The organism is Streptomyces rectiviolaceus (assembly GCF_039533825.1).
In the GTDB taxonomy this organism is placed as follows: domain Bacteria; phylum Actinomycetota; class Actinomycetes; order Streptomycetales; family Streptomycetaceae; genus Streptomyces; species Streptomyces rectiviolaceus.
This window is the reverse complement of record NZ_BAAAUG010000144.1, coordinates 1-20,171: the sequence shown is the minus strand read 5'-3', so window position 1 is coordinate 20,171 and position 20,171 is coordinate 1. Positions and strand designations below refer to the sequence as shown.

Genomic DNA, 20,171 nt, shown 5'->3' with positions numbered 1-20,171 from the left:
GACCTCGCCGTGCGCAACCGTCTCGCGCGGGAGCTGCACGACTCGGTGGGCCACGCCCTGAGCGCCGTCACGCTCCAGGCGAGCGCCGCCCGCAGGGTCCTCGACCGCGACCCGGATTTCGTCCGTGAGGCGCTGGCCGCCATCGAGGAGACGACCCGGCGCACGGTGGGTGAACTGGACGCGGTCCTGGGGGTGTTGAGGGAGGGCGGTGACGGACGAGCGAGCCCGACCGCGCCCGCTCCCACCCTCTCCGCCGATCTCGACGGGCTCCTCAAGCGCACCCGCGCGGGCGGCCTGCGGGTGAAGGCCACGGTCGAGCTCGGCCCCGGCGGCGCGGACGCCCTGCCCCCGATGGTGTCCCGCGAGGCCTACCGCATCGTCCAGGAGAGCCTGAGCAACGCGCTGCGGCACGCGGGACCCGAAGCTCCGGTGACCCTGCGGATCGCCCTGGAAGGCACCGACCTGGAGATCCTCGTGGCGAACCCGCTGCCGCACGACACCCCCGCGTCCCGCCCCGGCGGCGGCCACGGCCTGCACGGCATCACCGACCGGGCCAGGCTCCTCGGCGGCACGGTCCGCACGGGCCCCGCCGACGGGGTGTGGCGAGTGAACGTACGACTCCCCCTGAAAGGGCCCGCATGACCGAGACGGCCGCACCCCCCATCCGCATCGTGCTCGCCGACGACGAGCGCATGGTGCGCACCGCCCTGCGCGTGATCCTCTCCGCCGAGCCCGACCTGGAGGTCGTCGGTGAGGCGGCGAGCGGCGCGGAGGCGGTGTCCGTCGTGCGCGAGCTGAAGCCCGACGTGGTGCTCATGGACGTACGCATGCCGGAGATCGACGGCATCCGGGCCACCGAGCAGATCCTGCGGACGCAGGCGGAGCCGCCGCGCATCGTGGTCGTGACGACCTTCGAGAACGACTCCTACGTGTACGAGGCGCTGCGCGCCGGCGCATCCGGGTTCCTCCTCAAGCGGGCCGACGCGGACTCGCTCGTGCAGGCGGTACGGCTCGTCGCGCGCAGCGACTCGCTGCTCTTCCCCGCGGCGGTGCGCGCCCTGGCCGCCGAGCACGCGCGCGCGAAGCCCGCGGCTCCGGCCTGGGTGGCCAGGCTGACGGGGCGCGAGAGCGAGGTCCTGAGGCTGATGGCGGCGGGCCTGACCAACGCGGAGATCGCGGGGCGGATGGGCGTGGGCCCGGCGACGGTGAAGACGCATGTGGCGGCGGTGCTGGCCAAGACGGGGGCGCGGGACCGCACACAGGCGGTGATCGCGGCGTACGAGGCGGGCTTCATGAACGCCGAGTGATCCCACGGTCGCGGTGTCCCGCAGTATGAGGAATCTCTAAGAAACCCGGCAGAACGGAACGAATACATCCGCGTCGCTCGTCTTTTCACGGGATGAACAAGACGATCAGGCAGGCCTCGGTCTTCACGCTGCTGCTCGTGGTCGCCCTCCTTGTGCGGGCGACGTGGGTGCAGTTCTACGACTCGAAGGCTCTCGCGGACGACAAGCTGAACCGGCGCAACGTGATCGAGCAGTACGCGAACCCGCTGGGCGACATCATCGTGGGCGGTGACTCCGTCACCGGCTCCGAGCGGACGAAGGGCGGCGACCTCGCGTACAAGCGCACGTACAAGGACGGCGATCTCTACTCGTCGGTCACGGGCTACAGCTCGCAGGTGTACGGAGCGACGCAGATCGAGGGCATCTACAAGGACGTCCTCGACGGCACCGACAACCGGCTGAAGAACCCCCTCGACACGGTCACCAACAAGCGCGCCGATCCGGGTGACGTGGTCACGACGATCGACCCGGCGGTGCAGAAGGCCGCGTACAAGTCGCTCGGTGACAAGAAGGGCGCGGCGGTCGCCGTCGACCCGAAGACGGGCAAGATCCTCGGCATGGTGTCGACTCCCTCGTACGACCCCTCGGACATCAGTGGTTCCACGGACTCCAAGGAGTGGCAGGCGCTCCTGAAGGACAAGGAGAAGCCGCTGGTCAACCGCGCGCTGCGGCAGCCGCTGCCGCCGGGTTCGACGTTCAAGCTGGTCGTCGCCGCGGCTGCCCTGGAAGACGGGCTCTACGGTTCGGCGGACACCAGGACGGACAGCCCGAACCCGTACACGCTGCCCGGCACGACCACCGTCCTGAAGAACGAGAGCGCGTCCGCGCCTTGTGAGGACGCCTCGATCCGTACGGCGCTGCAGTACTCGTGCAACAACGTCTTCGCGAAGCTGGCCGTCGACCTGGGCCAGGACAAGGTCAAGTCGATGGCCGAGAAGATGGGCTTCAACACCGACAAGCTGGACGTGCCGGTGCGCGCGTCCGAGAGCGTCTACCCCTCCGACATGGACAAGGCCCAGACGGCGCTGACCGGCATCGGCCAGTTCGACGTGACGGCGACGCCGCTGCAGATGTCGATGGTCACGGGGGCGATCGCCAACGGCGGCGAGCTGCTCTCGCCGCACATGGTGTCCCAGATCACCGACTCGGACGGCAATGTCCTCGAGTCGTACGACGACGCGGACTCCCAGCGTGTGATGAGCGAGGACACGGCGAGTCAGCTGCAGTCGGCGATGGAGACGGTCGTCGAGAAGGGCACGGGCACGAACGCGCGGATCAGCGGCGCGGACGTGGGCGGCAAGACGGGCACGGCCCAGCACGGCGAGAACAACAGCAAGACGCCGTACGCGTGGTTCACCTCGTACGCCAAGGGGAGCGACGGCAAGGAGGTCGCGGTGGCGGTCATCGTCGAGTCCTCGGACGCGGCGAGGTCGGAGGTCAGCGGCAACGGCCTGGCGGCACCGATCGCGAAGGCGATGATGTCGGCGGCTCTCAAGTCGTAAGCGCCGCCGCCCCCGCTGTGGGCAGGAGGGTGGGCGCAGGCCGAGGCCGCGGGGTGCCGGTCAAGCGAGACGGCACCCCGCGGGGGTCAACGGCGTGATCTCCACACCTGCCAGCTCCACACCCCGGCGAACGGGACCAAGGCTCCCGCCAGAATCCCCCCGGCGAAGCCGAAACCGCTGCCGGCGTCGCCGTCATCGACGGCAACGACAAGGCCCGCCGCAACGAGGACCGCGACCATCACCCCGGTCAGCACACAGAACTTGCGGCTGAAGTAGCGCACGCGTCCCGGCATCCCCGGCGGAGCCGAGATCTCCGCCCCGGGCCCAAGGCTCGCGGCCACAGGCCGCTTGAACCACGCGTAGACGATCCAGTTCCCGCAGGCCTCCCAGCCGTCGGGAGCCAGCCGCTCGTCAAGGCCCTCACGCCCCCGCGTGACCAGCTCACGCCGGTACTCCCAGCGCTGCGGCCGCTCGAGGTCCCGGTGGCTGACGAACCGCCCGAGCGCGTCGACCCGCTCGACCTCCCAGCCCTCGTCGCCGAAGCGGTTCAGGAGCTCCTCGTCGACGTACGTGTCGGCGGTCCACCGCCATGTCTCGACGTGCGCCTCGGGGGCCGCGGGCCCCTGCATCCCGGTGGGCGCCAGTTCGCGGGCGAACTCCTCGACGGGCCCGAACTCGGCCTCCGGGTCCGCACCGTCCGACTCCTCCAGATGCGAACCGAGGTCCGCGACGGTCGCCTCGACGCGGTCGGCGGGCAGCCCGTGCTCCCGCAGCAGCTCCGCGAGGTCCGCCAGATAACTCATCGCACACCCGCCTTCGCCAGGACCTCACGTACCGACCCGTCGAACGCGAGCCACAGCCCGCCCTGCTCACCGAGGGTGGCCCGCCCGGCATCCGTGAGGGAGTAGTAGCGCCGGCCCGGGCCCTTCTCCGTGGCGCGGAACTCGGCGGCGACCAGGCCCGCCTCCTCGAGGCGGTTGAGCACGGGATAGAGCGTGCCGCCCTTGATCTGGCCGAACCCGGCGGCGTCGAGCAGCTTGGCGATCTCGTAGCCGTAGCTCTCGCCGTCGGTGAGGGCGGCGAGCACGAGCAGATCGAGTACGCCCTTGAACCAACTGGCCCGGCGGTCGGTCTTCGCGCCCCCGGAGGCGGGTGCGGTCATGGTCAGCTGCCCTTCGGGGCCGGGTCGTACGCGGGCACGGAACCGATCGGCTCCGGTTCGGGGAGGGTCAAGTCCCGTACGGAGAGGGCGATGTGGACGGCGATGGGCAGCAGCAGGCTCCCGGTCGCCACATAGAGCCCGGCGAACAGCGCCCCGACGAAGCCGAAGGCGATGACGCCGCTGCGGCCCTGGTAGAAGCCGGCGAGGGCGTACACGAGCGCCGAAAGGGCCGCCGCCGCATAGAGGTTGAGGCCGAGCACGCCGACGCCGAAGGCGATCAGGAGCCCGCGGTAGACGAGTTCGGCGCAGATGCCGTCGGTGACGGCGACGGCGATCGCGAGGCGGCGCTCCTGCGGCGTGCGTGGCAGCATCGCCTGGATGGAGGCGAGTCCCGGCACGTTCCTGCCGCCTTCGGCGAGGGCGCGCATCTTCCGCCCTGACACCACCGAGACCACCCCCACCAGGACGATGACGACGGCCGTGGACACCGGCGATTCGGGCGCCGCGATGCCGAGGTCGGCGGCGGCCATGCCCGGTGAGAGCAGCAGTACCGCCACGGCGAGCGCGGCGAAGACCCACCAGAAGGCGAGCACGAAGGTGAAGTAGCCGACGAGTGCGCGTGGTTCGGTGTCGCGGCGGCGCGCGAGCGAGCCGTACACGCGGCGGCCGAGCCAGGGCTCACCGAACAGCAGATAGGCGCCGAGCACGGCCGTGACGGCCGTGGACGCGGCCGAGAAATCAGGCGAGAAGTCGGTCGAGATGGTCATGGCGGGATTCCCCCTTCCCGAAGGGGCCGCTGCGGACGTGCCGCGCGGCCCCATGAGCACGTGAGCTACCTAGACCGTAAAGCGACCTAGTCAGGAATGCAACCTATCTCGCGATGCCGACACCCGGGCATCAGGCAGCGGCTTACTCCACGAAGTACGTCGGGTTCGGGAGCTTGTACGTCTTGTCCGCGTACCCGCCCGCGAGGTCGGAGACCTGGTCGCCGAAGCTGCCGACGATGTCGTAGCCGGTCGACTCGATGTACTTGCGGGTGCCTTCCTTGAACTGCACGGTGGTGCACTCCCACTTGGCGGGCGTGGCGCAGTCGCTCAGGTAGGCGGGCGGGGCGGTCTTGTTCTTGGTGAACACGTGCTTGGTGTCGAGCTTCGTGTCGTAACCGGCCTTGGCGAGGTTGGTGACGGCGCCTTCGCGCTGCGACTCGCTCAGGCCGGTCAGGAAGAAGACCTCGACGCCCTTGCCCTTGGCGTACTTGACGAGTTCGGGCATGCCGAAGACGGCGGGGCGCTTGGCCGCCTTGACGTACGCGTCCCAAGTGGCGCTGTTGTACGTGTAGTTGGTGGTCTTCTCGTAGTCGAAGCTGAGCAGCGAGGTGTCGTCCACGTCGAGGACGATCGCGGGCTTCTTACCCTTGCCGTGGCCACCGGTCTTGGCACTGTGGCCGCCGTGCTCGGCGGCCTTCCTGATGTCCTTCTTCGCCTTCGCCTGGATGCGCGCCAGGTCCTTGGCGTACGGGCTGTCGGGCGAGGACCGCCAGACGCCGTCGGCGTCTTGGTACGCGCCGTAGTAGTCGTCGATCTCGCCGACGAGCACGCCGATGTTCTGGGGTTCGGCGGTGTGGCGCGCCGATGCGTTGTCGGCGGTGGCGGCGCCGGTGCCGTACAGCGCGGCGCCGGCGACGGCACAGGCGGTGGCGATGCCCGCCACCCGTAGGGACTTGCGCATAGGTCGATTTCTCCGGATCAGAGTCGATGCAGGGGCAACAGGTTCGAGCAGGTCAACACCTGTCTACGCGCACTGTCTACGCGCATCACACGTAACCTCGCGAGACCCTTTACCCGATCGATACCTGATCCAGAGAAAGCCGGGGGTCACGCCCCGGGCGTCCACCCCGGGTCACGGCCGCTGAGGCCGATCACGCGGTCGAGGAGCGGGGCGCCGTCCGGCACCGGGACCGCGGCCCCGAACAGGCTGTCCCCGGACGCCTCGCCCTCCTCGGGCGTGAGCAACGCCTCGGCCACCCCGAGGCTCGCCTCGTCAGGTGCGTACGCCTGGCCGGTCGCCCGCGCCAAGTCCCAGCCGTGCACGACGAGTTCGTCCATGGCGACGGCCCCCGCGACGGCACCCGGCAGGTCGATGCCGCCCGCCCGGGTCATGCCCTCCCACGCGGCCGGGTCGCGCCACGCCTCCACCAGTTCGTCGAGAAGCTTCGGCAGGTCGGCACGCCACTGGGGGCCGACGTCCGGCACGGAGTCCCCCGGGTCCTGGTCGAGGTGAGGCCCGAGATCCTTGCGCGCGGCGTCCCGGAACGCACCGGTGAGGCCGGTCAGATGACCCAGCAGGTGGCGCACCTCGTACTCCGGACAGGGCGTGGGCCCCGAGAGCTGTTCGTCGGTGACGCCCTCGGCGATGACCGCCACAAGCCGGGCCTGCGGCGCGAAGTCGATCATGTCCGTCATGGATCCTCCCGAATCTCGGCGGCCCTGCCCCGCAGACCGCTGCCTGCCCTGTAGACCGGCCCGGCGCCCGGAACTCATCGCCGAAGCCGGGAGGCGGATCTACCGCGCCTTCCCTATGCCGGGCCGGGGGCCTTAGAACCACCATCACCTGCCATGACATCCACGATCACGCGGGTCCTGCGCAACCGCGACGCGAGCCTCTGCCTGGGCGCGGTGGTGGTCTCCGGCTTCGGGAGCTCCGCGATGTGGCTGGTCTCCGGGATCTGGGTGAAGGAACTGACCGGCTCGGACGGCCTTGCCGCGCTCTGCACCTTCGCCCTCTGGGCCCCGGCCCTGATCGGCCCCCTCCTGGGCACGGTCGCCGACCGCACCCGTCGCAGACCCCTGCTCATCGGCACGAACCTCGCCCTGGGCGCCCTCCTGACGACCCTCCTGTTCGTCGACTCCACGGGCACCCTGTGGATCCTCTACGCGGTCCTCTTCCTGTACGGGGCGTGCGGCGCCGTCACGGACGCGGCGGAGGCGGCGCTGGTGACGGCGGCCGTCGGCAAGGACCTGACGGGTGACTTCAACGGCCTGCGGATGTCCGCGAACGAGGGCATGAAGCTGATCGCACCCCTCGCGGGAGCGGGCCTCTTCGCCGCCTACGGAGGCGCCCGGGTGGCACTCCTGGACGCCGCGACCTTCGCACTCGCGGCCGGAATGTTCACGCTGCTGCGACTGCGCGAGGACGCACCCGTGCGCGGCGCATCAGGCTGGCGGGCACAAACGGCCGAAGGCGCACGCCACTTGTGGGGCGACCCGCGGCTGCGGCCCCTCGTCCTCGCGGGCGGCCTGATCATGCTGACGTCGGGAATCAGCGGGGCGGCCGTCTACGCGGTCGTGGAGGGCCTCGGCCACTCCCCCGCGTACACCGGCGTCCTGTACGTCGTGCAGGGCGCCGGTTCGGTCGCGGTCGGCGTCGCTTCGGGGGCGCTGATGCGGCGCCTCGGCGGGCGCCGTTTCGGCGGGGCGGGCATCGCCCTCACCGCGCTCGCCGTGGTCCTGCACTCGCTGCCGTACGACGCGACGGCCCTCGCGGGCAGCCTCGCGAACGGCATCGGGCTGCCCTGCGTGCTGATCGCGGGCATGACGGCCGTGCAGCGCGGGACACCGCAGGCCCTGCTAGGCCGTGCGGCGGCGACCGCGAACACCGTGATGTTCACGCCGACCGCACTGGGCATCGCCCTGGGCGCGGGCCTCGTGGAAAGCGTCGACTACCGCACCCTGCTGCCGGTCCTGGCGGGGGCGCGACTACTGATCGCCGCGCCCCTGCTCATGCCCCGTTCGCCGCGGGCTACTTCACGTCGGCCCAGCGCTTGACGTGGGCGACGGCCTCCGCAAGCTGGGCGGGCGGCAGCTTCTCGATCGCGTTCACGTGGTTCGCGCCGGGTGCGAGATAGCGGTACGAGTCGCGCTTGCTCGGCGTGAACTTCTCGGCGCTCCACGGGTCGTTCTCCGCGTAGATGAAGAGCATCCGCTCACCCTTGGTCCTCACCCAGCGGTCGACGTCGGCGACGGTCCTGCCCTCGTAGGTCCCGCCACGCATGGCGGCGGGGAGCGAGGACTCGGGGTGACGCAGGCCCGGGTAGCGGCGAAGGCCGTCGAGGTGGTCCAACTTCAGGTCGGCCCAGCCGAGTTGCGTGGCGGCCTGCCGGTCGTGGGGGCCGCCGCCGTGGGTGCCGAGGACCTCGTCCTGGAACATGCCCATGCCGTTCTTCCTCGACCAGGAGTACAGCTCGTCGTCAGAGGCCCTCTTCGCGTCGGGCACAGTCGGGCAGTTGTCGATCCCGCCGCTCTGCCAGAAGCCCCACACCTGCTCCAGCACGCCCCGCTCGTAGGCGCGGTCCGCGGTGCCGAGGCTCTCCTCGAAGGTGGCGCCCTCCTTCTTCGCCTCCGCCTCGAACTTGGGGAGCATCCTGTCGCGGCGCACGAGCATCTCGCGCTGCACGGCGTTCAGGGCGTCCCGGCACTCGCGCGTCCCGACGGTCCTGAAGAACCGCTCGTAGGTCCTGTCGTCCTTGTTGTCGACGTTGTCGACGTCGTTCGGCGCGACGACCGCGACGACCCCGTCCAGGTCGTCGGGGTAGTAGCGCTCGTGGTACGTCGCCGTCATACCGCCCTTGCTCGCGCCGACGCCGATCCACTTGCCCTTCTCGACGCCGCGCAGCGCCTGCGTGAGGCGGTGCTCGTCGGCGGCCTCCTGCTGCACGGTGAGCTTGGACCAGTCGTCGCCCGCGGGCCCGGAGGGGCGCGACCCCTCGAAGTACCGGTGTTCCAGGCTTACTTGATTGGCGTCGAGGATGTCGGTGAGAGGCGTGACTTCGGTGAAGAGGTCGTAGCCCGGGGTGAAGAGGACCGTCGGTTTGTCCGTGGCCTTGTGCCAGAGGGTGAGGCGCTGGGTGAAGGTTCCCGCGCCCGGGTCGCGGTGGTCGACGGGCTGGGCGAAGGTGAGCGAGTACTGGGGGTGGCCCCGCACGTCCTCCACGCCGGTGACCGTCATGCCCGGGATGCTCTCCAGGCGTTCGCGAAAGTCGTCGGCCCGGACCCCTGTCGCGCCGGCGGGTGTCCGCGCCGCCGCGGGCACGGCACCGGCCGGCGCGGCCCCGACCAGCACGGCCGAGCCCGCGAGCACCCCCGCACAGAGCAGCGCGGACACCCCTCTGGCGCCCTTGATCCCGCTGGTTCTCCCGGTCTCCCTGTCGCGCACCGTGTCTCCGATCATGTTCGGTCGGTCATGGTGATCAGCTTGGTGATCATCAGCGTACGGATCGTAACCTTGATCACTACTGTCGCGACAGGGCGATTGTCCCCGACTGCCCCTAAACGTGCACTACTTCACATCGGCCCAGCGCTTGATGGTCGCGATGGCCTCGGCCTGCTCCGCGGCGGGCAGCTTGGCGATGGAGGCGCCGTGGTTGGAGCCGGGCGCTTCATAGCGGTAGGAGTCGCGGTGGCTGGGGGTGAACTTCTCCGCGCTCCATGGGTCGTTCTCGCCGTAGATGAACATCATCCGCTGGCCGCGGGTCTTCACCCAGCGGTCGACGTCGGCGATGGTCCTGTTGTTGTACGAGCCGCGCATCGCCTCGGGCAGCACGGAGTTGGGCTGGTAGATGTCCGGGTGGTGGCGGACGTCCTTGAGATGCTTGAACTGTAGGTCGGCCCAGCCGAGTTGGGTGGCGGCCTGGCGGTAGTAGGGGCCCGTGCCGTTCGTGCCGAGGGTCTCGTCCTGGTAGACGCTGAGGCCGTGCTTCTTCGACCAGTCGTAGAGCTCGTCGTCGCTTGCCTTCTTGGCGTCGGGCACGGTCGGGCAGTTGTCGACGGTGCCGCTCTGCCAGAAGTTCCACACCTGGTCGAGCACGGCGAACTCATAGGCGCGGTCGGTGGTGCCGAGTGTCTCCTCGAAGGTGTCGCCGGCCTCCTTCGCGTCCGCCTCGAACTTGGGGATCAGCGCCTCACGGCGGACGAGCATCTCGCGCTGCACGGCGTTGAGCGCGGTGCGGCACTCGGCCGTGCCGACCGTCCTGAAGAAGCGCTCGTAGCCGCTGTCGTCCTTGTTGTTGGCATCGTTCGGGGCCACGAACGCGACGACCGCGTCGAGGTCCTCGGGGTAGAACCGCTCGTGGTACGTCGCCGTCATGCCGCCCTTGCTGGCGCCCGTGCCGAGCCACTTGCCCTTCTCGACGCCGCGCAGCGCCTGCGTGAGGCGGTGCTCGTCGGCGGCCTCCTGCTGCACGGTGAGCTTCGACCAGTCGGAACCGGCCGCGCCCGAGGGGCGGGACTGCTCGAAGTAGCGGTGTTCGACGCTGACTTGGTTGGCGTCGATCAGCTTGGTGAGGGCGGTGGTGTTGGACGCCAGGGTGTAGCCGCCCGTGTAGAGGACGGTCGGCTTGTCCGTGGCCTTGTGCCAGAGCGTGGCGCGCTGGGTGAACGTGCCGGCGCGCGGGTTGCCGTGGTCGACGGGCTGGGCGTACGTGAGCGTGTAGAAGAGGTAGCCCTCCTTGTCGACCACGGAGACGACCTTCATGCCGGGGATCTTCTCCAACCGCTCCCGGATGTCGGCCTTCGTGTCCGCCGCCGGATTCCCGTCGCCCTGCGCGGCCGCGGGCACCGCCCCGCCGAGCACGGCCGCGCCCGCCATGAATCCGGCACAGACCAGCGCGGATATCCCCTTGTTGCGCACCTTGTCTCCTCGTACTGGAGCGAAATGGTCGCCCGGATGGTAACCGCTTCCACTTCCGTTGCGACAGAGGCTATTTGAGGTGCGCCAGGGCCTTGGTCACGTGCGCGAGATCCGCGTCGGATGCCAACCCCGCGTGGTAGAGGCGCAGTTCGTCCGCGCCCAGCGTGGCCGCGTGGGCCGCGTCGGCGGCGAGGGTGGCGGGGCTTCCGCCCATGCCGGAGACGACGGTGAGGTTCGCGGCGAGGGTGGTGCGGGCCGTGCGGTGCGCGTCGAAGGGTGTCAGGGCCTGGGCGCCACCCGTGCAGGGCACGACCACGCCGTCGGCCACGGAGAGGATGTGCTCCGGGTCGACTCCGGCGTTGGCGCCGCAGTGGTACGCCACCGGGTCGGCGTGCAGCAGTACTTGGAAGCCGTCCGGGGCAGCGGCGCGCACGGCCGTGATCGCCGCCTCCTGGAGCGTGCGGGCGGTTTCCTCGCGCCACGCGCGCGTGGCGTTCGCCGTCTCGGCACCGAGGAGTTTCTCCACCGCCTCCCAGCCGCCGGGGGGCTCGTCGCCCCGCCACACGGGCTCCAGGGCGCGGCGGACTCCGGCCGCCAGTTCATCGGGGGCGAGGCCTTGCCGGGCGTACCCCTCACGGCAGTCCGCGCAGAAGCACAGCGACATCAGGTACTGCCCGGCCTCCCCGAGCGGCACTCCCGCGATCTTGTCGTGGGCGTGCAGATGCGCGAGGCCGTACCAGCCGAGGGACTCCAGCTCGGTGCCGCGCGCGCCGGGGCGCACGGCGGCCTCCGCCGCGAGGTCGACGAGGTACGCGCGCGTGGCGGGCTGCGCGATGCAGGGCGCCCAGGGGTAGCGGTCTCCGTAGGCGTTGACGACGGAGGTGTCCGGACGGTCGGCGCCCATACGGGAGTTGTGGGCGAGTACCACCCAGGTGTGCACGTCGAGACCGGCGCCCGCCAGCGCCTCGGCGGCCTCTCCGTAGGCGTCGCCCGGGGCCCAGCGCCCTGCCGCGTACGGGCGCAGCTCGCGCCCCTCCCACCGGTCGCCGGGCTCGTAGAGCACCGCGGCGTGCTCGGCGGTGACGATGCGGTGGCACGGGTGGCGGGGGGTCAGCGCACGCGTGGAGTGGTAGGCGGATGCGAGGGTGACCTGCTGGACGCCGAGGTCCGCGATGCGTGCGGGCGCCGCGGGGTCGCCGACGACGTCCCAGGGGTACAGGAAGGCGGAGGTCCTCACGCGCCCTCCTCCCGCAGCAGGGCGCGCCCGCGCTCGGTCAGCTCGGCGAGGCGCTTGATGTGCTCGTCGGCGGGTTCGTGCAGCGGCGTCCGCACCCCGCCGACGTCGAGCCCGGCCAGGCGTACGCCCGCCTTGACGAGGGAGACGGCATATCCGCGGCCTTCGCCGCGCAGCTCCACGAAGGGGCGGTAGAAGCCGTCGATGAGCCGGTTCACGGTGGCGTCGCCCTCGGCGGTCCCGGCGTTGAAGGCGCGGTGGAAGGCGAGCGCGATGTCGGGCGCGAAGCAGAAGACCGCCGAGGAGTAGAGCGACACCCCGATGCCGCGGTAGGCGAGGCCGGTCAGCTCGGCGGTGGGCAGGCCGTTGAAGTAGAGGAATTCCGCCGGGACTTCGGCTCGCACGGCGCTGACGATGCGCTGCATCAGGTCCATGTCGCCGAGGCCGTCCTTGAAGCCGATGATGCCCTCGGTGCGGGCGAGTTCGACCACCGTCTCGGGAGTGAACACCGCGTTGTCGCGCTGGTAGACGATGACGTCGAGGGAGGTCGCCGCGGCCAGTTCGGCGTAGTGCCCGAGCAGGCCCTCCTGCCCGGCGACGACGAGATAGGGCGGCATCGCGAGGAGCCCGTCGGCGCCCGCCTCCTCGGCGAGCCTCGCGTACCGCACGGCGAGCGCGGTGCCGTACCCGGCGCCCGCGACCACCGGCACCCGTCCCGCCGACTCCTCGACGGCGGCGCCGACGCACGCCCGGAACTCCTCGGGCGTCAGGGCGTGGAACTCGCCCGTGCCGCAGCAGGCGAACACCGCAGCCGCACCCGCCTCGATCCCCGCGCGCACGTGCGCGCGAAAGACGTCGAGGTCGATGGAGCCGTCAGGACCGTAGGCGGTGACCGGGAAGAACAGCGGCCCGCTGGGGATGTCGAGTCGAGCGGCGAGGGGTGCTGACGTCACGGGCTCTCCCTTAGCGTGCACGTTTCTGATCCACGTCCATATTTCTGAACGCACCCACGCTAAGCCGCCGCCTGAGCCCTGGTCAAGCGTCAAGGTCGGCAAGAGAACGGCAAGAGAACCGTGATTCAAGAGCGGATTCCCCACCTCCGTACGACACTTGACGCGGCGAGGCGTTGATCCCTAGCGTGTCCATCGATGTCTATAGATGTGAATGCTGTACGTACACACGAATGCAGCCGCTGAGCAGCCCTTGATCCGAGGAGACCCCCTCATGCCCGCTCCCCGCACCGTCCTGCTCACCGGCGCCGCAGGCGGCCTCGGCACCTTGATGCGGGGGCTGCTTCCGGCCTACGGCTACGGACTGCGGCTGCTCGACGTGCGGCCCATAGAGGGCGAGCCGGACGCCATCACGGCGGACCTCACCGACAAGAAGGCGCTGCGGGAGGCCGTGCGGGGTGTCGACGCGGTCATCCACCTCGCGGGCATCTCCCTCGAGGCCTCCTTCGACAAGATCCTGCGGGCGAACATCGAGGGGACGTACAACCTCTACGAGGCGGCGCGCGAGGAGGGTGTGCCTCGGGTCGTGTTCGCGTCGTCGAACCACGCGGTGGGGTTCACGCCGCGCCCGGTCGGCGACGACCCGCTGATCGCGGTGGGCACGCCCCGCCGTCCCGACACCTTCTACGGCCTGTCGAAGTCCTTCGGTGAGGATCTCGCCCAGTTCTACTGGGACAAGCACGGGATCGAGACGGTCTCGGTGCGGATCGGTTCGTGCTTCCTGGAGCCGTCGAGCGTGCGGATGCTGTCGGTCTGGATGAGCCCCGGGGACGGGGCCCGGCTCTTCCACGCGGCGCTGACCGCTCCCGATGTGGGGCACGCGGTGGTGTACGGCTCGTCCGCGAACACGCGGCTGTGGTGGGACCTCTCGTCGGCGCGGGCGCTGGGCTTTGAGCCGCAGGACGATTCGGAGCAGTACGCGGAGAAGCTCGTCGCCGAGCAGGGGGAACTGGATCCCGGGAACCCGGATCACGCGAACCTCGGGGGGCACTTCTGCACTAACCCTCCGGTGTGGCCGTACTGAGGGGATTTTTCCCCAACCCCGCCCCTTCCCGAAAACCGTGCCTGCGCCCCGGGCCTACCTGGGGCTCCGCCCCAGACCCCGACAAGATGGCCTCAAACGCCGGCCGGGCTGGATGTTCCAGCCCGGCCGAGATCATTCAGCCCGTCCGGCGTTTGAGGACGAACTCGGCGGAGCCGGTGATGACGGCAGCCAAGGCCCCCGCGCCGAGCGGGTTTTCGGGAAGGGGTGGGGTTGGGGAAAATAAACGCCCCTCAACCCGCACCCGGGCACCGAACGGGCACCCCCCACCCCCCGAACGGGCACCCCTCCCGCCCGAGGCAGAGGCCGCAGCCCCGTCAAACGGGCAGAGACGGGCGCCATCACCCCCGTACCGAGCCTGTTCACGCACCGCCCCCCGCTGTAGAACTTTCCCCCAGGGCCCGAACGGGCACAGGCGAGGGAAGGGAGGCGGCCCCCATGACCGCGGAAGAGCGCCAGCGGGAAATCGTCCGGGCAGCCCGAACCTCCGGCTCCGTGGACGTCACCGCACTCGCCACCAAGCTGGGCGTCGCCAAGGAAACCGTCCGCCGCGACCTCCGCGCCCTGGAGGACCACGGCCTGGTCCGCCGCACCCACGGCGGCGCCTACCCCGTGGAGAGCGCGGGCTTCGAGACCACCCTCGCGTTCCGCACCACCATGCACGTCCCGGAGAAGAGAAGGATCGCCACCGCCGCCGCCGACCTCCTCGGTGACGCCGAGACGGTCTTCGTCGACGAGGGCTTCACCCCGCAGCTCATCGCCGAAGCTCTCCCCGAAGCCGCCAAGGGCCGCCCCCTGACCATCGTCACCGCGTCCCTGGCCACCGCCGGAGCCCTCGCCGAGGCCGACAACATGTCCGTCCTCCTGCTCGGCGGCCGCGTCCGCCCCGGCACCCTCGCCACCGTCGACCACTGGGCGACGCGCATGCTGGCCGGGTTCGTGATCGACCTCGCGTACATCGGGGCCAACGGCATCTCCCGTGAGCACGGCCTGACCACCCCCGACCCCGCGGTCAGCGAGGTGAAGACGCAGGCCGTCCGCGCGTCACGGCGCACCGTGTTCGCGGGCGTGCACACCAAGTTCGGGGCGACGAGCTTCTGCAGGTTCGCGCATGTCGGCGAGCTCGAGGCGATCGTCACGAGCACGCAGCTGCCCGCGTCCGAGGCACACCGCTACTCGCTCCAGGGCCCGCAGGTCATCCGCGTCTGACACACCCCCCGCCCGCCCCGCTCACCCTCCCCCGGCACCTTTGGCGCCTCTCATGATCCCGCACGCCCAAATTCACCCCCCACACACATCCCATACATCCCATACATCCATAAGTCCCCATACGTCCAGGAGCATTCATGCGAACCCAGAGCCGACGGAGGCCGCGCGCACTCGCCGCGGCAGCCGCAGGGACGCTGCTTGCCCCGCTGCTCTCCGGCTGCTGGGCCGGGGCGGGCGGGACCGGTTCAGGCGGCGACTCCATCAACGTACTGATGGTGAACAACCCGCAGATGGTCGAACTGCAGAAGCTCACCGCCGCCCACTTCACCAAGGAAACGGGCATCAAGGTGAACTTCACGGTCCTGCCCGAGAACGACGTCCGCGACAAGATCAGCCAGGACTTCGCCAACCAGGCGGGCCAGTACGACGTCGCGACGCTCAGCAACTACGAGATCCCGATCTACGCCAAGAACGACTGGCTGCACGAACTCGGCTCGTACACCCGCAAGGACAAGGCGTACGACGAGAAGGACGTACTGCCGTCCATGCGCCAGTCCCTCACCGGTGACGACGGCAAGCTCTACGGACAGCCCTTCTACGGAGAGTCGTCCTTCCTGATGTACCGGAAGGACGTGTTCAAGAAGGCCGGCCTCACCATGCCGAAGAACCCCACCTGGCAGCAGGTGGCGAAGCTCGCGGGTGACGTCGAAGGCGCCGGCGCCGAGCCCGGGATGAAGGGCATCTGCCTGCGCGGCCTTCCGGGCTGGGGCGAGGTGATCGCTCCCCTGACGAGCGTGGTGAACACCTTCGGAGGGACGTGGTTCGACAAGGACTGGAAGGCCCGCCTCGACTCCCCCGAGTTCGAAAAGGCAACTCGCTTCTACGTAGACCTCGTTCGCGAGCACGGCGAGTCCGGGGCCGCCCAGTCCGGCTATGCCGAGTGCCTGAACAACCTCACTCAAGGCAAGACCGCCATGTGGTACGACGCCACGGCCGCCGCGGGCTCGCTGGAGTCCGCCAAGTCCCCGGTCAAGGGCAAGATCGGCTACGTACCCGCGCCCGTGGAGAAGACCAAGAGCTCCGGGTGGCTCTACACCTGGGCGTGGGGTCTGCAGAAGGCATCGCGCAACCCGGACAAGGCCTGGAAGTTCGTCTCCTGGGCGTCGAGCAAGGAGTACGAGCAGCTGGTCGGCGAGAAGATCGGCTGGTCCAACGTCCCTGCGGGCAAGCGCGCGTCGACCTACGCCAACCCCGAGTACCGCGAGGAAGCCGCCGCCTTCCAGGACGTCACCCGCGCCGCCATCGAGGGCGCGAGGCCACGTGACCCGGGCGTGCAGCCCCGGCCGGCGCCCGGCATCCAGTTCGTCGGCATCCCCGAGTTCACCGACCTCGGCACGAAGGTCTCCCAGGAGATCAGCGCGGCCATCGCCGGGCGCCAGTCCGTCGAATCGGCCCTCAAGAAGTCACAGAAGCTCGCCGAGAAGATCGCCGAGGAGTACGAGGGACGATGACCGCCACCGCGAGTACCCCCACCGTCGCGCTCACGACCGCGCGCGTGCCGGCCAGGAAGCCGGGAAGGCTGCGCGCCTGGGCCACCAGGGCCCCGCTCCTGCCCGCCCTGATCTTCATGGTCGTCGTGACCCAGCTGCCGTTCGTGGCGACGCTGGTGATCTCCTTCTTCGACTGGAACGCCCTCTACCCCGACGCCCGCAGCTTCGCCGGATTCGACAACTACTCCGAGGTCCTCACCGATCCGGACCTGCGCAAGTCCGTCCTGACGACCATCGTGCTCACGGCCACCGTCGTGATCGCGAGCCTCGTCATCGGCCTCGGGCTCGCCCTGCTCCTCGACCGGAAGTTCCGGGGCCGTGGCATGGTGCGTACGTTGCTCATCGCGCCGTTCCTGCTTGTGCCGGTGGCCGCCGCGCTGCTGTGGAAGCACGTGCTCTACAACCCGGAGTACGGCCTCTTCAACGGCCTGCTGCACTGGGTGGGCGGCGACGGCGCTGCCCAGCCCGACTGGGTCTCCAACACCCCGCTGATCGCCATCGAGGCATCCCTGATCTGGCAGTGGACGCCCTTCATGATGCTGATCCTGCTCGCAGGGCTGCAGAGCCGCGACAGTGAGCTCATCGAAGCGGCCCGCATGGACGGCGCGGGCAGCTGGCAGGTGTTCCGCTATCTGACGCTGCCGCATCTGCGCCGCTATCTGGAGCTGGGGGCACTGCTCGGCTCGATCTACATCGTGCAGAACTTCGACGCCGTCTTCACGATCACCTCGGGCGGCCTGGGCACCGCCAACCTGCCCTACACCGTCTACCAGAGCTTCTACCAGGCCCACGAGAACGGTCTGGCGTCCGCCGCCGGTGTCCTCGTCGTCATCGGTTCCATCATCATCGCGACCTTCGCGCTGCGGGTCGTCTCGTCCCTGTTCCGTGAGGAGGCGTCCCGCGCATGAGCACTGCCGTGACGCGTATACGTACACAGTCCGGGAGCCGCTTCCGGATCCGGGGCTCCGCCGGCCTCGGCCTGGCCGCCTGGCTGGCCGGAATCCTGTTCTTCCTGCCCATCGCCTGGATGACGCTGACCTCCTTCCACTCGGAGGAGGATGCCGCGACCAACCCGCCCTCGCTCGCCGCGTCCCTCACCCTGGACGGCTACCGCGAGTTCTTCGGCGCGGGCGGCGGCGCGAGCCCCTGGCCCTCGCTCATCAACTCGACCGTGGCGTCGGTCGCCTCGACGCTCCTTGTGCTCGTCCTGGCGCTGCCCGCCGCGTACGCGCTCTCCATCAGGCCGGTGAAGAAGTGGACGGACGTCCTGTTCTTCTTCCTCTCGACGAAGATGCTGCCGGTCGTGGCGGGCCTGCTTCCGATCTATCTCTTCGCCAAGAACGCCGAGATGCTCGACAACATCTGGCTGCTCGTCATCCTCTACACGTCGATGAACCTGCCGATCGCGGTGTGGATGATGCAGTCCTTCCTCGCCGAGGTGCCGGTCGCGATCATCGAGGCCGCGCAGATCGACGGGGCGCGGCTGCCCACCATCCTCACGCGCGTGGTGGCCCCCATCGCGCTGCCGGGGATCGCGGCGACCTCCCTGATCTGCTTCATCTTCAGCTGGAACGAACTCCTCTTCGCGCGGGTCCTGACGGGCGTCGTCGCCCAGACCGCGCCCGTGTTCCTGACCGGCTTCATCACCAGCCAGGGCCTGTTCCTGGCGAAGGTGTGCGCCGCGTCGCTCGTGATCTCCCTGCCGGTGCTCGCCGCGGGGTTCGCCGCCCAGGACAAGCTGGTCCAGGGCCTGTCGTTGGGAGCCGTCAAGTGAAGGCCGCCATCATCGAGTCCGTCGGCAAGGCTGTCGTCGGCGAGGTGCCCGACCCCACTCCGGGGCCGCGCGAGGTCGTCGTCGAGGTCGCCGCGTGCGGTCTGTGCGGGACCGATCTGCACATCCTGCAGGGCGAGTTCGCGCCCACCCTGCCGGTGGTGCCGGGGCACGAGTTCGCCGGGGAGGTGGTGGGGCTCGGCCGCGAGGTCACGGAGCTCGCGGTCGGCGACCGGGTCGCCGTCGACCCTTCGCTCTACTGCTACGAGTGCCGCTACTGCCGCACCGGCCACAACAACCTCTGCGAGCGCTGGGCGGCGATCGGCGTCACCACCGCGGGCGGCGCGGCCCAGTACGCGGTCGCGCCCGTCGCCAACTGTGTGCGGCTCCCCGAGAACGTACGCACGCAGGACGCGGCCCTCATCGAGCCCTTGTCCTGCGCGGTACGCGGCTACGACGTGCTCCGCGCCCAGCTCGGCGCGCATGTCCTGATCTACGGCTCCGGGACGATGGGCCTGATGATGCTGGAGCTCGCCAAGCGGACGGGGGCGGCGAGCGTGGACGTCGTGGACCTCAACCCGGACCGCCTCGCCACGGCGCGACAGTTGGGCGTCTCGGGGTCGGCCGCCGGGGCGGACGATCTTGACCGGCCGCAGGGGTGGGACATCGTGGTCGACGCCACGGGGAACGCGGGGGCGATCCAGGACGGCCTCGGACGGGTCGCCAAGGCGGGGACGTTCCTGCAGTTCGGGGTGGCCGACTACGCGACGCGGGTCAGCATCGATCCGTACCGCATCTACAACCAGGAGATCACCATCACCGGGTCGATGGCGGTCCTGCACAGCTATGAGCGGGCGGCTGAGCTGTTCGCCGCCGGTGTCCTTGACCCGGATGTGTTCATCAGCGACCGGATGCCGCTGACGGCGTACCCCGAGGCTCTGGAGCGGTTCGCCTCCGGGGTGGGGCGGAAGATCGTCGTGGTGCCTGCGCCATAGCGGTGGTCGGGCGCACCGGATATCACCGGCTTCGCCGAGTTCGTCCTCAAGCGCCGGACAGGCTGAAACCCGGCCTGTCCGGCGTTCTGGGAGCGCGGGAAAGAAACTTCCGCAGGTAAGGGAACGGCAAAGCCCGGACGTTCGTTACCCCATGCATGACAGCTATGACCCCCGGCTCGAACATCCCCCTCACCGCCACCCGCGTAGCGGTGGACGTCGCCGCACCGGTGCGGCTCGACGTATCGGGCCTGCTGCTCACCGCCGACGGCAAGGTGCGCTCCGACGACGACTTCATCTTCTTCAACCAGCCCGCGGGGCCCGGTGTGACCTATCAGTCGGGTGGCGGCACGACCCCCGACAAGATCACGGTGGACACCACCGCCGTGCCCGCGGGCATCGAGAAGATCGTCGTCACCGCCAGCCCGGACGCGGCGGGCCAGACCTTCCAGGGCGTCGAGCCCACCGCCACCATCCGCAACGCGGACGACGGCTCCGTACTGGCCACGTTCACGCCCCCGCAGCTCGGCGGCGAGACCGCCCTGGTGATCGTCGAGGTCTATCTGCGCAACGGCGCGTGGAAGGCGCGCGCCGTCGGTCAGGGGTACTCGAACGGCCTGGCCGGCATCGCCACGGACTTCGGCGTCTCGGTCGAGGAGCCCGCGGCCC

General features: G+C 70.0%; 20 protein-coding genes. 11 read left to right on the top strand and 9 right to left on the bottom strand.

The window, feature by feature from the left end; genetic code table 11:
* From ABD378_RS33505 to ABD378_RS33495, 3 genes are all read left to right on the top strand, one after another.
* A partial coding sequence (locus ABD378_RS33505) for a sensor histidine kinase (RefSeq protein WP_344527169.1) occupies positions 1-642 on the top strand: 642 nt, incomplete at its 5' end.
* Positions 639-1,307: a response regulator transcription factor gene (locus tag ABD378_RS33500; RefSeq protein ID WP_344527167.1), complete on the top strand. Its 669-nt coding sequence runs from the start codon at positions 639-641 to the stop codon at positions 1,305-1,307. The genes ABD378_RS33505 and ABD378_RS33500, both read left to right, overlap by 4 nt.
* Positions 1,308-1,399: 92 nt before the next feature.
* Complete coding sequence (locus tag ABD378_RS33495) at positions 1,400-2,848, top strand: peptidoglycan D,D-transpeptidase FtsI family protein (RefSeq protein WP_344527165.1); 1,449 nt, start codon at positions 1,400-1,402, stop codon at positions 2,846-2,848.
* Positions 2,849-2,934: 86 nt separating this feature from the next.
* On the opposite strand, the gene ABD378_RS33490 is transcribed toward ABD378_RS33495, so the two are convergent.
* The 5 genes from ABD378_RS33490 to ABD378_RS33470 form a co-directional block, all read right to left on the bottom strand.
* On the bottom strand, positions 2,935-3,651 hold the full coding sequence (locus ABD378_RS33490) for a hypothetical protein (protein ID WP_344527163.1): 717 nt from the start codon (positions 3,649-3,651) through the stop codon (positions 2,935-2,937).
* Positions 3,648-4,010, bottom strand: coding sequence for a PadR family transcriptional regulator (locus ABD378_RS33485; protein WP_344527161.1), 363 nt, complete (start codon positions 4,008-4,010; stop codon positions 3,648-3,650). Before ABD378_RS33485 ends, ABD378_RS33490 begins: the two co-directional genes overlap by 4 nt.
* 2 nt (positions 4,011-4,012) lie before the next feature.
* On the bottom strand, positions 4,013-4,777 hold the full coding sequence (locus ABD378_RS33480) for a CPBP family glutamic-type intramembrane protease (protein ID WP_344527159.1): 765 nt from the start codon (positions 4,775-4,777) through the stop codon (positions 4,013-4,015).
* Positions 4,778-4,919: 142 nt separating this feature from the next.
* Positions 4,920-5,738 (bottom strand): HAD family acid phosphatase, encoded by an 819-nt coding sequence (locus tag ABD378_RS33475; RefSeq protein ID WP_344527157.1) that lies wholly within the window; start codon positions 5,736-5,738, stop codon positions 4,920-4,922.
* A 146-nt stretch (positions 5,739-5,884) separates the two neighbouring features.
* Complete coding sequence (locus ABD378_RS33470; RefSeq protein WP_344527155.1) at positions 5,885-6,472, bottom strand: TIGR03086 family metal-binding protein; 588 nt, start codon at positions 6,470-6,472, stop codon at positions 5,885-5,887.
* Positions 6,473-6,625: 153 nt separating this feature from the next.
* On the opposite strand from ABD378_RS33470, the gene ABD378_RS33465 reads away from it, so the two are divergent.
* A complete protein-coding gene (locus ABD378_RS33465) occupies positions 6,626-7,834 on the top strand; it encodes an MFS transporter (RefSeq protein ID WP_344527153.1) in 1,209 nt (402 codons plus the stop codon).
* Here the strand turns inward: ABD378_RS33465 and ABD378_RS33460 are convergent.
* The 4 genes from ABD378_RS33460 to ABD378_RS33445 form a co-directional block, all read right to left on the bottom strand.
* Complete coding sequence (locus ABD378_RS33460; RefSeq protein ID WP_344527151.1) at positions 7,809-9,236, bottom strand: S28 family serine protease; 1,428 nt, start codon at positions 9,234-9,236, stop codon at positions 7,809-7,811. The two genes, ABD378_RS33465 and ABD378_RS33460, sit on opposite strands and share 26 nt — an antisense overlap.
* Before the next feature lie 108 nt (positions 9,237-9,344).
* Positions 9,345-10,694, bottom strand: coding sequence for a S28 family serine protease (locus tag ABD378_RS33455; protein WP_344527148.1), 1,350 nt, complete (start codon positions 10,692-10,694; stop codon positions 9,345-9,347).
* A 70-nt stretch (positions 10,695-10,764) separates the two neighbouring features.
* Positions 10,765-11,931 (bottom strand): hypothetical protein, encoded by a 1,167-nt coding sequence (locus tag ABD378_RS33450; RefSeq protein WP_344527146.1) that lies wholly within the window; start codon positions 11,929-11,931, stop codon positions 10,765-10,767.
* Positions 11,928-12,881: a 5-dehydro-4-deoxyglucarate dehydratase gene (locus ABD378_RS33445; RefSeq protein WP_344527144.1), complete on the bottom strand. Its 954-nt coding sequence runs from the start codon at positions 12,879-12,881 to the stop codon at positions 11,928-11,930. Before ABD378_RS33445 ends, ABD378_RS33450 begins: the two co-directional genes overlap by 4 nt.
* 271 nt (positions 12,882-13,152) lie before the next feature.
* On the opposite strand from ABD378_RS33445, the gene ABD378_RS33440 reads away from it, so the two are divergent.
* The 7 genes from ABD378_RS33440 to ABD378_RS33410 all read left to right on the top strand — a co-directional run.
* Positions 13,153-13,962 (top strand): NAD-dependent epimerase/dehydratase family protein, encoded by an 810-nt coding sequence (locus tag ABD378_RS33440; RefSeq protein ID WP_344527142.1) that lies wholly within the window; start codon positions 13,153-13,155, stop codon positions 13,960-13,962.
* A 456-nt stretch (positions 13,963-14,418) separates the two neighbouring features.
* Complete coding sequence (locus tag ABD378_RS33435) at positions 14,419-15,189, top strand: DeoR/GlpR family DNA-binding transcription regulator (protein ID WP_344527140.1); 771 nt, start codon at positions 14,419-14,421, stop codon at positions 15,187-15,189.
* Positions 15,190-15,326: 137 nt separating this feature from the next.
* Positions 15,327-16,700, top strand: a complete 1,374-nt coding sequence (locus ABD378_RS33430; RefSeq protein WP_344527138.1) for an ABC transporter substrate-binding protein — start codon at positions 15,327-15,329, stop codon at positions 16,698-16,700.
* A complete protein-coding gene (locus ABD378_RS33425) occupies positions 16,697-17,647 on the top strand; it encodes a carbohydrate ABC transporter permease (protein WP_344527136.1) in 951 nt (316 codons plus the stop codon). Before ABD378_RS33430 ends, ABD378_RS33425 begins: the two co-directional genes overlap by 4 nt.
* Complete coding sequence (locus tag ABD378_RS33420) at positions 17,644-18,513, top strand: carbohydrate ABC transporter permease (protein ID WP_344527135.1); 870 nt, start codon at positions 17,644-17,646, stop codon at positions 18,511-18,513. Before ABD378_RS33425 ends, ABD378_RS33420 begins: the two co-directional genes overlap by 4 nt.
* The gene (locus tag ABD378_RS33415) at positions 18,510-19,505 is read left to right on the top strand and encodes a zinc-dependent alcohol dehydrogenase family protein (RefSeq protein ID WP_344527133.1); all 996 of its coding nucleotides are present in this window, start codon (positions 18,510-18,512) and stop codon (positions 19,503-19,505) included. Before ABD378_RS33420 ends, ABD378_RS33415 begins: the two co-directional genes overlap by 4 nt.
* Before the next feature lie 155 nt (positions 19,506-19,660).
* On the top strand, positions 19,661-20,171 hold a 511-nt coding region (locus tag ABD378_RS33410), incomplete at its 3' end, for a TerD family protein (RefSeq protein ID WP_344527131.1).

Coding starts and splice junctions, on each gene's coding strand:
- ABD378_RS33500 (WP_344527167.1), top strand. CDS start 639: ATGACCGAGACGGCCGCACCCCCCATCCGCATCGTGCTCGCCGACGAC.
- ABD378_RS33495 (WP_344527165.1), top strand. CDS start 1,400: ATGAACAAGACGATCAGGCAGGCCTCGGTCTTCACGCTGCTGCTCGTG.
- ABD378_RS33490 (WP_344527163.1), bottom strand. CDS start 3,651: ATGAGTTATCTGGCGGACCTCGCGGAGCTGCTGCGGGAGCACGGGCTG.
- ABD378_RS33485 (WP_344527161.1), bottom strand. CDS start 4,010: ATGACCGCACCCGCCTCCGGGGGCGCGAAGACCGACCGCCGGGCCAGT.
- ABD378_RS33480 (WP_344527159.1), bottom strand. CDS start 4,777: ATGACCATCTCGACCGACTTCTCGCCTGATTTCTCGGCCGCGTCCACG.
- ABD378_RS33475 (WP_344527157.1), bottom strand. CDS start 5,738: ATGCGCAAGTCCCTACGGGTGGCGGGCATCGCCACCGCCTGTGCCGTC.
- ABD378_RS33470 (WP_344527155.1), bottom strand. CDS start 6,472: ATGACGGACATGATCGACTTCGCGCCGCAGGCCCGGCTTGTGGCGGTC.
- ABD378_RS33465 (WP_344527153.1), top strand. CDS start 6,626: ATGACATCCACGATCACGCGGGTCCTGCGCAACCGCGACGCGAGCCTC.
- ABD378_RS33460 (WP_344527151.1), bottom strand. CDS start 9,236: ATGATCGGAGACACGGTGCGCGACAGGGAGACCGGGAGAACCAGCGGG.
- ABD378_RS33440 (WP_344527142.1), top strand. CDS start 13,153: ATGCCCGCTCCCCGCACCGTCCTGCTCACCGGCGCCGCAGGCGGCCTC.
- ABD378_RS33435 (WP_344527140.1), top strand. CDS start 14,419: ATGACCGCGGAAGAGCGCCAGCGGGAAATCGTCCGGGCAGCCCGAACC.
- ABD378_RS33430 (WP_344527138.1), top strand. CDS start 15,327: ATGCGAACCCAGAGCCGACGGAGGCCGCGCGCACTCGCCGCGGCAGCC.
- ABD378_RS33425 (WP_344527136.1), top strand. CDS start 16,697: ATGACCGCCACCGCGAGTACCCCCACCGTCGCGCTCACGACCGCGCGC.
- ABD378_RS33420 (WP_344527135.1), top strand. CDS start 17,644: ATGAGCACTGCCGTGACGCGTATACGTACACAGTCCGGGAGCCGCTTC.